8 protein-coding genes and 1 pseudogene are annotated in these 13,091 nt (G+C 70.2%); 8 read left to right on the forward strand and 1 reads right to left on the reverse strand.

Annotation, left to right across the window (positions count from 1 at the left end):
- Positions 1–567: 567 nt before the first annotated feature.
- Positions 568–2,760 (forward strand): 1,4-alpha-glucan branching enzyme, encoded by a 2,193-nt coding sequence (gene glgB / locus GUY61_RS04770; RefSeq protein ID WP_166628786.1) that lies wholly within the window; start codon positions 568–570, stop codon positions 2,758–2,760.
- A gap of 259 nt (positions 2,761–3,019) precedes the next feature.
- Here glgB and GUY61_RS39725 read toward each other — a convergent pair.
- A pseudogene (locus GUY61_RS39725) lies at positions 3,020–3,529 on the reverse strand (HEAT repeat domain-containing protein); the annotation flags it as partial.
- Positions 3,530–3,855: 326 nt separating this feature from the next.
- Here GUY61_RS39725 and GUY61_RS04780 point away from each other — a divergent pair.
- The 7 genes from GUY61_RS04780 to GUY61_RS04810 all read left to right on the forward strand — a co-directional run bounded on the left by GUY61_RS04780 (position 3,856) and on the right by GUY61_RS04810 (position 13,076).
- On the forward strand, positions 3,856–5,652 hold the full coding sequence (locus GUY61_RS04780) for a 3-hydroxyacyl-CoA dehydrogenase (protein ID WP_166628787.1): 1,797 nt from the start codon (positions 3,856–3,858) through the stop codon (positions 5,650–5,652).
- A 91-nt stretch (positions 5,653–5,743) separates the two neighbouring features.
- Positions 5,744–6,568 carry a TetR family transcriptional regulator gene (locus tag GUY61_RS04785; protein WP_208105564.1) on the forward strand — a complete coding sequence of 275 codons (825 nt, stop codon included), beginning with the start codon at positions 5,744–5,746 and terminating at the stop codon, positions 6,566–6,568.
- Between the two features lie 430 nt (positions 6,569–6,998).
- Positions 6,999–8,360, forward strand: coding sequence for a crotonyl-CoA carboxylase/reductase (gene ccrA / locus GUY61_RS04790; protein WP_166628789.1), 1,362 nt, complete (start codon positions 6,999–7,001; stop codon positions 8,358–8,360).
- A gap of 9 nt (positions 8,361–8,369) precedes the next feature.
- The gene (locus GUY61_RS04795; RefSeq protein ID WP_166628790.1) at positions 8,370–10,382 is read left to right on the forward strand and encodes a protein meaA; all 2,013 of its coding nucleotides are present in this window, start codon (positions 8,370–8,372) and stop codon (positions 10,380–10,382) included.
- Positions 10,379–11,350, forward strand: coding sequence for a CoA ester lyase (locus tag GUY61_RS04800; RefSeq protein WP_166628791.1), 972 nt, complete (start codon positions 10,379–10,381; stop codon positions 11,348–11,350). Before GUY61_RS04795 ends, GUY61_RS04800 begins: the two co-directional genes overlap by 4 nt.
- Positions 11,351–11,355: 5 nt before the next feature.
- Complete coding sequence (locus GUY61_RS04805; protein WP_142212904.1) at positions 11,356–11,868, forward strand: MaoC family dehydratase; 513 nt, start codon at positions 11,356–11,358, stop codon at positions 11,866–11,868.
- 2 nt (positions 11,869–11,870) lie between these two features.
- A complete protein-coding gene (locus GUY61_RS04810) occupies positions 11,871–13,076 on the forward strand; it encodes an acyl-CoA dehydrogenase family protein (RefSeq protein ID WP_166628792.1) in 1,206 nt (401 codons plus the stop codon).
- Positions 13,077–13,091: the final 15 nt, after the last annotated feature.

A 13,091-nucleotide genomic window follows, 5' to 3' on the forward strand; every position in this document is an offset into this window, starting at 1 on the left:
CCGCTGTCCGGGAGCGGCGCCCCCGCGGCGCGCGGCGCGCGGGACGACGCGGGGGACGACGCCCCGTCCGGGGGCCCGGGCGCACAGTGGAGCGCCGCCGGAGGCGGGAGCGGAACCGGCGGCGGGGCGCCGCGGAGCACCGGGGCCGGAACGCCGGGCGGGGGCGGGGCGCACCCACGGTCCGCGCCGGCGGGCGGCACGAACACGAGCGGCACGGCACCGGGCGGCACGGCGGCGGGCACCGACGTTTCCGGCAGCGCGCCGGAACCGGCGTCCGGTTCCGGCGGTCCGGCCGCGCCCGCCGCCGCGGCCGGATCGGGCTCCGGAGACGCCACCAGGGGCGGACGTGGCGCCCGGCGCGCGCCCGGTGTCACGGTCGCGCCCACGCCGGAGACCGCGTCGGCGCCCCCGGCGGACACCGGCGACACCGGCGACCGGTCACGGTCGCGGTCGCGGTCGGCCTCCGGCGCCGAGCCGGGGTCCGGGCCCGCGCCGGGCAGGACGGGCAGAGCGAGCAAGGCGGGTGCCGCCGACAGCCCGGCCCGCAAGCGCGCCGGCGGGCACGGCGTGCGCGCCGCCCAGCCGCTGGACCCCGACACCCGGCACCGGCTGCTCGACGGAACGCACCACGACCCGCACTCCGTGCTGGGTGCCCACATCGTGCGCGGCGGGGTGTCCTTCCGGATGCTGCGCCCCCACGCGAAGGCGGTGACCGTGCTCGGGAAGGGCCTGCGCGCGGAGCTGCACGAGGACGGCGACGGCTTCTTCTCCGGTGTGCTGCCGATGCGCGCCGTCCCCGAGTACACCCTCCTCGTCGCCTACGACGACAACGAGATCGAGGTCCACGACCCGTACCGGTTCCTGCCCGCCATCGGGGAGTTCGACCTGCACCTCATCCACGAGGGCAGGCACGAGCAGCTGTGGCGGGCGCTTGGCGCCGAGCCCATGGTGCACCAGGGCGTGACCGGCACCCGGTTCACCGTGTGGGCGCCCGACGCGCGCGGCGTCCGCGTCGTCGGCGACTTCAACTACTGGGACGGCACCGGCTTCCCCATGCGGTCCCTGGGCTCGACCGGCGTGTGGGAGCTGTTCGTCCCCGGCCTCGGCGAGGGCGAGCTGTACAAGTTCGACATCACCCGCCCGGACGGTTCGCACACGCTGCGCGCCGACCCGATGGCCCGCCGCACCGAGGTGCCTCCGGCGACCGCCTCGGTGGTGCACGCCTCGCACCACGTGTGGCACGACCAGGAGTGGATGGAGCGCCGCGGCGAACGCCCCGTCCACGAGGCGCCGTTCTCCGTCTACGAGGTGCACCTGCCGTCCTGGCGGCCCCGGCTCACCTACCGCCAGCTCGCCGAGCAGCTGCCTTCCTACGTCAAGGACCTCGGCTTCACCCACGTCGAGCTGATGCCGGTCGCCGAGCATCCCTTCGGCGGCTCCTGGGGCTATCAGGTCACCGGCTTCTACGCGCCGACGGCCCGGCTGGGCACGCCCGACGACTTCAAGCACCTGATCGACGCGCTGCACCGGGCCGGAATCGGTGTGATCATGGACTGGGTGCCGGCGCACTTCCCCCGGGACGCCTGGGCTCTGGCGGAGTTCGACGGCCGCCCGCTCTACGAGCACTCCGACCCGCTGCGGGCCGCCCACCCCGACTGGGGAACGCTGGAATTCGACTACGGCCGCAACGAGGTCCGCAACTTCCTCGTCGCCAACGCGGTGTACTGGTGCGAGGAGTTCCACATCGACGGCCTGCGCGTGGACGCCGTTGCCTCCATGCTCTACCTCGACTACTCGCGCGAGGCGGGGCAGTGGACCCCGAACCAGTACGGCGGCCGGGAGAACCTGGACGCGGTGGCGTTCCTCCAGGAGATGAACGCCACCGTCTACCGCAGGGTCCCCGGCGTCGTGACGATCGCCGAGGAGTCCACGGCCTGGGACGGCGTGACCCGGGCCACCCACCACGTGGGGCCGGGCGGCTTCGGCGGCCTCGGCTTCGGCCTGAAGTGGAACATGGGCTGGATGCACGACTCGCTGGACTACGTGTCGCACGAGCCCGTGCACCGCAAGTACCACCACCACGAGATGACCTTCTCGATGGTGTACGCGTACAGCGAGAACTACGTACTGCCCATCTCCCACGACGAGGTGGTGCACGGCAAGGGCTCGCTGGTCGGCAAGATGCCGGGCGACTGGTGGCAGCAGCGCGCCAACCACCGCGCCTACCTGGGCTTCATGTGGGCCCATCCCGGCAAGCAACTGCTCTTCATGGGGCAGGAGTTCGCCCAGGGCGCGGAGTGGTCCGAGGCACACGGGCCCGACTGGTGGCTGCTCGACCCCTCGTACTCCGCCGAGGCGGACCACCGGGGCGTGCGCGACCTGGTCCGCGACCTCAACACCGTGTACGTCTCCACCCCCGCGCTGTGGGAACGGGATACCGCGCCCGAAGGGTTCGCCTGGGTCGAGGGGGACGCCGCCGAGGACAACGTCTTCGCGTTCCTCCGCTTCGACGCGCACGGTTCCCCGCTGCTGAGCGTCAGCAACTTCTCGCCCGTCGTACGGCACGAGTACCGGATCGGGGTCCCCGAACGGTACGCGGCCTGGCACGAGGTCCTCAACACCGACGGCCTCCGCTACGGCGGCAGCGACGTCACCACCCCCGAGCCGGTCAAGCCGGCCGCGGAGCCCAGCCAGGGCTATCCCGCGTGCCTGCGGCTGTCCCTGCCGCCGCTGGCCACGGTCTGGCTGAAGCCGGTCTGACCCCCGCGCCCGGCACCCCGGCCCGGCGGCCTCGGCGCGGGGCGCCGGTGCCGGTGCCGGTGCCGGTGCCGTGCGGAGCGTCGGTGCCGGACGGGCCCGGTCGGTGGCGCGGGATGAGCCGTCGGCAGACGCGTGCGGGCGGTGCGGCCGAGTCCGTCGCACCGCCGCGCGCCCGGCACGCGGAGCCGGCGCACCCGTGCGGCGTTGGCGCCCTGCCACGGCGCCCCCGGCGCCGGGATGGGCGGCCCGCGCCGCGATTGGCCGGGCTGCATCGTGCCGCGCCCGTTGTCGGGCCGGATTCGGGCCGGATCCACCCGTCCACGCCCCGGCCGGGTATCGCGGCCAGCGGGGGCACCAGCCGCCGTTCGAGAGCGGTGATGAGGGCGGGCACTGATTCGGGGGCGCGCAGTTCGGTGAGCAGCCGGACCGGGTGGAGGGCGTAGGCGACACGGAGTTCGTTGGTGGCGAGGGCGGCCGCCGCGCGGGCCGTGCGCGGGTCGCCGAGCCTGGCCAGTGCGTGGGCGGCGCCGGCGCAGCGCTCGGGATCGCGGTGGTTGAGGAGCAGGACGAGGGATTCGAAGGCTCTGCTGTCCTTCTCGCAGCCGAGCCGGAAGGCCGCCAGCTCGCGTGCCCAGAGCGGTCGGCCGGGCTCGGTGAGCACTTGCGCGAGTTCCTCCATGTCCTCGGTCCGTATCAGCCTTCGGTAGGTTTCGGAGTCTCCGGACTCTCTCTGTAAGCGCAGCGTGAGCACTCGCAACCCGTTGTCCATGACGGCCAGCGTATAAGCGATCCACGTCACAGCAGCACAGGGCTGGCGCGCTCGTTACGCGCTGGTTAAGCTCAGACGAGCGGGACACACCCGCACTGCTCTCGACGGCCTGGTGACGCAGCCGTCGTGGGCGCCAGTCGGTTCGGCTTTTCGGCAGGCCCCGGGACAGGGTCGGCCACGGTTCACATCGGCGCTGTCCGCTCGCCGCGGCAGAAGTCCGTGCGGCGCCTCAGCCATCAGTCGTGCCTTTTCTCCTCCGTACTCCGTAGCGCGTTCCGCGCGGCCGGGTGCGTTCCTCAGTCGTCACTCTTCTTTGGAGTCCCGTGATGGACACCTCCCTGGACACCCCTTCCCTCAAGACCGTCGCCGTCATCGGCCTCGGCACGATGGGCACCGGCATCGCCGAGGTGCTCGCCCGTGCCGGCCGTGAGGTCATCGGCATCGACATCAGCGAGGCCGCCGCCGCGCAGGCCGTGGCCGCGCTGGAGGCCTCGACCGCCCGCGCCGTGGCCCGTGAGCGGCTCACCGCGCAGGAGCGTTCGGACGTGCTGGCGCGCTTCCGCACCTTCTCCGAGCTCCAGGCGGCCGCAGACGCCGATCTCGTCATCGAGGTGGTCCCGGAGGCGTACGAGATCAAGCAGCAGGTGTTCAAGGCCCTGGACGGGATCGTCCGGCCCACCGCGATCCTCGCCACCGGCACCAACGCGCTGTCGGTGACCCGGCTCGCCGCCGACTCCGCCCACCCGGAGCGGGTGCTGGGCCTGCACTTCTTCAACCCCGCCCCGGCGATGAAGCTGGTCGAGGTGGTGTCCTCGGTGCTGACCGCCCCGGCGGCCGTCGAGGCCGTCACCGCGCTCGCCCGTGAGCTGGGCAAGGAGCCCATCGCGATCGGCGACCGCCCCGGCTTCGTCGCGGACGGGCTGCTGTTCGGCTACCTCAACCAGGCCGCCGCGATGTACGAGGCCAAGTACGCCTCCCGCGAGGACATCGACGCCGCCATGCGGCTGGGCTGCGGCCTGCCGATGGGCCCGCTCGCCCTGCTGGACCTGATCGGCGTCGACACCGCGCGCACCGTGCTGGAGGCCATGTACGCGGCGTCCCACGACCGGCTGCACGCCCCGGCCCCCGTCCTGAAGCAGCTCAGCGAGGCGGGCCTGACCGGCCGCAAGTCGGGCCGCGGTTTCTACACGTACGCCGAACCGGGTTCCTCGACCGTCGTCCCGGACGACCTGACGCCCGCCGAGGACGCAGAGACGGCCGGCGGCCGCGAGGTGCGCTCCGTGGGTGTCGCCGGTTCCGGCACGATGGCCTCCGGCATCGCCGAGGTGTTCGCCAAGGCCGGTTACGACGTGGTGCTCGCGGCCCGCAGCCAGGAGAAGGCGGACACGGCCAAGGCCAGGATCGCCAAGTCCCTCGCCCGGTCCGTGGACAAGGGCCGGCTGACGCCGGAGGGCCGGGACCAGACCCTGGCCCGCATCACCGCGGCCGGGTCGCTGGAGTCCTTCGCGGACGTCGACCTGGCGGTGGAGGCGGTCGCCGAGGACCTGGAGATCAAGCAGCAGCTCTTCGCGACGCTGGACAAGATCTGCAAGCCCGGCGCCGTGCTCGCCACGACCACCTCCTCGCTGCCCGTCGTGGCCTGTGCCCGTGCCACATCTCGCCCCGCGGACGTCATCGGGATGCACTTCTTCAACCCGGCCCCGGCGATGAAGCTGGTCGAGGTGGTGCGCACGGTCCTTACCGCCGACGACGTGCACGCGACCGTCCGCGAGGTCTGCGCGAAGATCCGCAAGCACCCGGTGGACTGCGGCGACCGCGCCGGTTTCATCGTCAACGCGCTGCTGTTCCCGTACCTCAACAACGCGATCAAGATGGTCCAGGAGCACTACGCCTCCATGGACGACATCGACGCGGCGATGAAGCTCGGCGGCGGCTACCCGATGGGGCCCTTCGAACTGCTGGACGTGGTCGGCCTGGATGTCTCGCTGGCCATTGAGAAGGTGCTGCACAAGGAGTTCCGGGACCCGGGTCTCGCTCCGGCGCCGCTGCTGGAGCACCTGGTCGCGGCGGGCTGCATGGGCCGCAAGTCGGGCCGCGGCTTCCGCGAGTATGCCCGGCGCTGACCGGCGCGGTGCCTGGGGCGGGCTGCTGGGTGCGGACGGCGGCCCGCCCCCGCAGCCGCCCCCTCCTGCCGAGATGCAGTACGTTCACCCCATGTCCCAGTCCGCCAAGTCCACCCGTACGACACAGACGTCCGACGTCCCGGAGACCGCCGCGGGCGGCCGCGCCGCCGCCCAGCGGCTGAAGATGCGCCGCGAGCTGGCCACGGCGGCCATGGAACTCTTCGCCACCAAGGGGTACGAAGCCACCACGGTCGACGAGATCGCCGCTGCGGCCGGTGTGGCCCGGCGGACCTTCTTCCGGCACTTCCGCTCCAAGGAAGAGGCGATCTTCCCCGACCACGACGACACCCTCGTCAGGGCCGAGGCCGTGCTGAACGCCGCTCCTCCGCACGAGCACCCGCTGGACACGGTGTGCCGGGGTATCAAGGAAGTCATGCGGATGTACGCGGGCTCGCCCGCGGTGTCCGTCGCCCGCTACAGGCTGACCCGTGAGGTGCCCACGCTCCGCGAGGCGGAGATCGCCTCGGTGGCCCGCTACGAGCGGCTGTTCACCCGCTACCTGCTGGGCCACTTCGACGAGCACGAGCACCAGGTCGGCAATGACGACCCGCTGCTCGCCGAGGTGGCCGCCTCGGCCGTGGTCACGGCGCACAACCATGTGCTGCGCCGCTGGCTGCGCGCCGACGGGCAGGGCGACGTGGAGGCACAGCTGGACCACGCCTTCGCGATCGTGCGGAAGACCTTCGGCGCGGGGATCGGCGCGGGCCGCACCCAGGTCGCCGGCGGGCCGGAGCAGAACGGGGCCGGTGCCGCGGTGAGCACACGGTCCGAGGGCGAGGTCCTGGTGGCGGTGGCCCGTACGGACGCGCCGCTGCACGAGGTCATGCGGGCGATCGAGCAGGCGCTGAAGAAGTAGGCACGCCGGCGGCGGCCGCCCGGCCGCTCCCGGTCCCCTCCTCAGCTCCCGCTTCTCTCACATCTCATAAACAAACGGACACACAAAGCGGCGGCCGCCCCATCGGGGCGGCCGTTGTTGCTCACACGTGCCGCCGAGATGACAAGTGAGAGAAATTGTTGGCACCCAGTGTCTTGCTGAGTGGCACGCCGTGCCATACCTTGGGAGTGTCCGGGCGGCCGGCGTGCAGAGATCACTCGTACGCCGGCTGTCCCAGCAAGCCGTATGTCCGTACGCGCTTGTTCGCCCGGGCGCCTGCGTCACAGGCAACCTTCCGCGCCACAACGCGCTGCCACAGCACCACCCCTCGCCGAACCGACGGCATACAGCAGCAACCACCCCGACGTCCCTCAAGCGTTCTCCCAACGCGCGCTTCGCCGGAGGCAACACCGTGAAGGAAATCCTGGACGCGATCCAGTCCCAGACTGCATCCAACAGCGGCTCAGCCGCGGTCACCGCCGCCGACTTCGCGGCGCTGCCCATCCCCGAGTCGTACCGCGCGGTGACCGTGCACAAGGACGAGACGGAGATGTTCTCCGGTCTCACCACCCGGGAGAAGGACCCCCGCAAGTCGCTGCACCTCGACGAGGTGCCCGTGCCCGAGCTGGGCCCCGGAGAGGCCCTGGTCGCCGTGATGGCCAGCTCGGTCAACTACAACTCGGTGTGGACCTCGATCTTCGAGCCCCTGCCGACCTTCGGCTTCCTCGAGCGCTACGGCAAGCTCTCCGAGCTCACCAAGCGCCACGACCTGCCGTACCACATCATCGGCTCCGACCTCGCGGGCGTCGTCCTGCGCACCGGCCCCGGCGTCAACGCCTGGAAGCCCGGTGACGAGGTCGTCGCGCACTGCCTCTCCGTCGAGCTCGAGTCCTCCGACGGCCACAACGACACGATGCTCGACCCCGAGCAGCGGATCTGGGGCTTCGAGACCAACTTCGGCGGCCTCGCCGAGATCGCCCTCGTCAAGTCCAACCAGCTCATGCCCAAGCCCGCCCACCTCAGCTGGGAGGAGGCGGCCGCCCCCGGCCTGGTCAACTCCACCGCGTACCGGCAGCTCGTCTCGCGCAACGGCGCCGGCATGAAGCAGGGCGACAACGTGCTGATCTGGGGCGCCAGCGGCGGCCTCGGCAGCTACGCCACCCAGTTCGCGCTCGCGGGCGGCGCCAACCCGATCTGCGTCGTCTCCAGCGACCAGAAGGCGGACATCTGCCGGTCCATGGGCGCCGAGGCGATCATCGACCGCAACGCCGAGGACTACAAGTTCTGGAAGGACGAGCACACCCAGGACCCGAAGGAGTGGAAGCGCTTCGGCAAGCGCATCCGCGAGCTGACCGGCGGCGAGGACGTGGACATCGTCTTCGAGCACCCGGGGCGCGAGACCTTCGGCGCCAGCGTGTACGTCACCCGCAAGGGCGGCACCATCGTCACCTGCGCCTCGACGTCCGGCTACAACCACGAGTACGACAACCGCTACCTGTGGATGTCGCTGAAGCGGATCGTCGGCTCGCACTTCGCGAACTACCGCGAGGCGTGGGAGGCCAACCGCCTGGTCGCCAAGGGCAAGATCCACCCGACCCTGTCGAAGGTCTACTCCCTCGAGGACACCGGCCAGGCCGCGTACGACGTGCACCGCAACCTCCACCAGGGCAAGGTCGGCGTGCTCTGCCTCGCCCCGCAGGAGGGCCTGGGCGTGCGCGACCCCGAGATGCGCGCCAAGCACCTCGACGCCATCAACCGCTTCCGCAACGTCTGAGGTCCCCCAATGACGGAACGCAAGAAGGACCGTCCGTGGCTGATGCGGACGTATGCCGGACACTCGACGGCCGAGGCGTCCAACGAGCTGTACCGGCGCAACCTCGCCAAGGGGCAGACCGGCCTGTCGGTCGCGTTCGACCTGCCCACGCAGACCGGCTACGACCCCGACCACATCCTCGCCCGCGGCGAGGTCGGCCGGGTCGGGGTCCCCGTCTCGCACCTGGGTGACATGCGGACGCTGTTCCGGGACATCCCCCTGGACCAGATGAACACCTCGATGACCATCAACGCCACGGCCATGTGGCTGCTGGCGCTCTACCAGGTGGTCGCCGAGGAGCAGGGCGCCGACGTCACCAGGCTCCAGGGGACGACGCAGAACGACATCGTCAAGGAGTACCTGTCGCGCGGGACGCACGTCTTCCCGCCCGGTCCTTCGCTGCGGCTGACCACCGACATGATCGCGTACACGGTCAACCACATCCCCAAGTGGAACCCGATCAACATCTGCAGCTACCACCTCCAGGAGGCGGGGGCGACCCCGGTCCAGGAGATCTCGTACGCCATGTCCACCGCCATCGCGGTGCTGGACGCGGTCCGGGACTCCGGCCAGGTGCCGCAGGAGCGGATGGGCGACGTCGTCGCCCGGATCTCCTTCTTCGTGAACGCGGGCGTCCGCTTCGTCGAGGAGATGTGCAAGATGCGGGCCTTCACCCGCATCTGGGACAAGGTGACGCGCGAGCGGTACGGCATCGAGGATCCCAAGCAGCGCCGCTTCCGCTACGGCGTCCAGGTCAACTCCCTCGGCCTGACCGAGGCGCAGCCGGAGAACAACGTCCAGCGGATCGTGCTGGAGATGCTGGCCGTCACACTGTCCAAGGACGCCCGGGCCCGCGCCGTGCAGCTGCCGGCCTGGAACGAGGCCCTGGGCCTGCCCAGGCCCTGGGACCAGCAGTGGTCGCTGCGCATCCAGCAGGTGCTGGCGCACGAGTCGGACCTGCTGGAGTACGAGGACATCTTCGCGGGCTCGCACGTCATCGAGGCCAAGGTCGAGGAACTCGTCACCCAGTCCCTGGCCGAGATGGAGCGCATCGAGGAGATGGGCGGCGCGATGGCGGCCGTCGAGTCCGGCTACCTGAAGTCCCAGCTGGTCTCCTCGCACGCCGAGCGCCGCGCGCGGATCGAGTCCGGCGAGGAGAAGATCGTCGGTGTGAACTGCTACGAGTCGACCGAGCCGAACCCGCTGACCGCCGATCTGGACACCGCGATCATGACGGTGGACCCGGCGAACGAGGCGAAGGTCGTCGCGAAGCTGCACGAGTGGCGCGACAACCGGGACGAGAGCCGTGCCCAGCAGTCCCTGGAGGCCCTGAAGGCCGCCGCCGCCGGGTCGGAGAACCTGATGGCCGCCACGCTGGAGTGCGCCCGCGCGGGTGTCACCACCGGCGAATGGGCCTGGGCGCTGCGGGACGTCTTCGGCGAGTTCCGGGCCCCGACCGGTGTCTCCTCCGCGCCGGTCGCGGTGGCCGCCGAGGCCGGCACCCCGCTGGCCGTGGTGCGCGAGAAGGTCGCCCGTACGGCCGAGGAGCTGGGCAGCGGCAAGCTGCGGCTGCTCGTCGGCAAGCCGGGCCTGGACGGGCACTCCAACGGCGCCGAGCAGATCGCCGTACGGGCCAGGGACGCCGGCTTCGAGGTGATCTACCAGGGCATCCGGCTCACGCCCGAGCAGATCGTGAACGCGGCCCTCGCGGAGGACGTGCACTGCGTCGGTCTGTCCATCCTGTCCGGCTCGCACGCCGAGCTGGTGCCCGACGTGCTCGCCCGGCTCCGGGAGGCCGGGGCCGCCGACATCCCTGTGATCGTCGGTGGGATCATCCCGAACGCCGACGCGGCGGAACTGAGGCGTGCGGGTGTCGCCGCCGTCTTCACACCGAAGGACTTCGGTATCACGGAGATCATCGGCCGTATCGTCGACGAGATCCGCAACGCGAACAAGCTCGACCCTCTGGAGGTCCCCGCATGACAACGCCAGCGCCCGTGAACCGGCTGCGCCCGCGCCGCTCCTGCCTCGCGGTGCCGGGAAGCAACCCCCGCTTCCTGGAGAAGGCCCAGGGGCTCCCCGCCGACCAGGTCTTCCTGGACCTCGAGGACGCCTGCGCACCGCTGGCCAAGCCCGAGGCCCGGCACACCATCGTGAAGTTCCTGAACGAGGGTGACTGGACCGGCAAGACGCGGGTCGTCCGGGTCAACGACTGGACCACCCACTGGACGTACCGTGACGTCGTCACGGTCGTCGAGGGCGCGGGCCAGAACCTCGACTGCATCATGCTGCCGAAGGTGCAGGACGCCTCCCAGGTCGTCGCCCTGGACCTGCTGCTCACCCAGATCGAGAAGACGATGGGCTTCGAGGTCGGCAAGATCGGCATCGAGGCGCAGATCGAGAACGCCCAGGGTCTGAACAACGTCAACGAGATCGCCGCCGCCTCGCAGCGCATCGAGACGATCATCTTCGGCCCGGCCGACTTCATGGCATCCATCAACATGAAGTCGCTGGTCGTCGGCGAGCAGCCGCCCGGCTACCCGGCCGACGCGTACCACTACATCCTGATGAAGATCCTGATGGCCGCCCGCGCCAACGACCTCCAGGCCATCGACGGTCCCTACCTCCAGATCAAGAACGTGGACGGCTTCCGCGCGGTCGCCGGGCGCGCCGCCGCCCTGGGCTTCGACGGCAAGTGGGTGCTGCACCCGGGCCAGGTCGACGCCGCCAACGAGGTCTTCTCCCCCTCCCAGGAGGACTACGACCACGCCGAGCTGATCCTGGACGCGTACGAGTACTGCACGTCCGAGGCCGGCGGCAAGAAGGGCTCCGCGATGCTCGGCGACGAGATGATCGACGAGGCCAGCCGCAAGATGGCCCTGGTGATCGCCGGCAAGGGCCGCGCCGCGGGTATGCAGCGCACGTCCAAGTTCGAAGCCCCGGAGGCCTGACCACCATGCAGTTCGGACGTACGTACGAAGAGTTCGAGGTCGGGGCGGTCTACAAGCACTGGCCCGGAAAGACGGTCACCGAGTACGACGACCACCTCTTCTGTCTGCTGACCATGAACCACCACCCGCTCCACATGGACACAAACTATGCGGAGAAGACGACGGACTTCGGCAAGAACGTCGTCGTCGGGAACTACATCTACTCGCTGCTGCTGGGCATGTCCGTGCCGGACGTGTCGGGCAAGGCCATCGCCAACCTGGAGATCGAGTCGCTGCGGCACGTGGCGCCGACCTTCCACGGGGACACGATCTACGGCGAGACGACGGTCCTCGACAAGACCCCGTCCAGGTCCAAGTCGGACCGCGGGATCGTCTACGTCGAGACCAAGGGCTACAAGCAGGACGGCACGCTGGTCTGCGTGTTCCGCCGCAAGGTCATGGTCCCCACCGAGACGTACATCAAGGAGCGCGGCGGCGAGCAGCCCGGCCGCCCGGAGCTGAAGGCACAGGAGAAGTAGTCATGGCCCGACTCGCCCAGACCGCCGGTCTCACCGACGTCCAGCAGGAGATCGTCTCCACCGTCCGCGACTTCGTGGACAAGGAGATCATTCCGGTCGCCACCGAGCTGGAGCACCGCGACGAGTACCCCCAGGCCATCGTGGACGGCCTGAAGGAGCTCGGCCTCTTCGGCCTCATGATCCCCGAGGAGTACGGGGGTCTGGGCGAGTCGCTGCTGACCTACGCGCTGTGCGTGGAGGAGATAGCCCGCGGCTGGATGTCCGTCTCGGGCATCATCAACACGCACTTCATCGTGGCGTACATGCTCAAGCAGCACGGCACGCAGGAGCAGAAGGAGTACTTCCTCCCGCGGATGGCCCTCGGCGAGGTCCGGGGCGCCTTCTCGATGTCCGAGCCGGGCCTCGGCTCAGACGTGTCGGCGATCACCTCCAAGGCGGTCAAGGACGGCGACGAGTACGTCCTCAACGGCCAGAAGATGTGGCTCACGAACGGCGGCACGTCCACCCTCGTGGCCGTCCTGGTGCGGAGTGACGAAGGTCTCCCCGAGGGGTCCGCCCCGCACAAGTCGATGACGACCTTCCTCGTGGAGAAGGAGGCCGGCTTCGGCGAGGTGCGCCCGGGCCTCACCATCCCCGGCAAGATCGACAAGATGGGCTACAAGGGCGTCGACACGACCGAGCTCATCATGCAGGACCTGCGGATTCCGGCCAATCGCGTCCTCGGCGGCGTCACGGGCCGGGGCTTCTACCACATGATGGACGGCGTCGAGGTCGGGCGTGTCAATGTCGCCGCACGTGGCTGCGGTGTCGCCCAGCGTGCCTTCGAGCTGGGTGTTTCCTACGCCCAGCAGCGACACACCTTCGGCAAGCCCATCGCCCAGCACCAGGCCATTCAGTTCAAGCTGGCCGAGATGGCTACCAAGGTCGAGGCCGCACATGCGATGATGGTCAACGCAGCACGCAAAAAGGACTCCGGGGAACGAAACGACCTGGAGGCCGGGATGGCGAAGTACCTCGCCTCCGAGTACTGCAAGGAAGTGGTCGAAGACGCCTTCCGTATCCACGGCGGCTACGGCTTCTCCAAGGAGTACGAGATCGAGCGCCTCTACCGCGAGGCTCCGATGCTGCTGATCGGCGAGGGTACCGCCGAGATCCAGAAGATGATCATTGGTCGGCGCCTGCTCGAGGAGTATCGATTCCAGGGATGATTGTCCTGATAGGGG

It is taken from the genome of Streptomyces sp. GC420, from assembly GCF_009916105.1.
GTDB lineage: Bacteria > Actinomycetota > Actinomycetes > Streptomycetales > Streptomycetaceae > Streptomyces.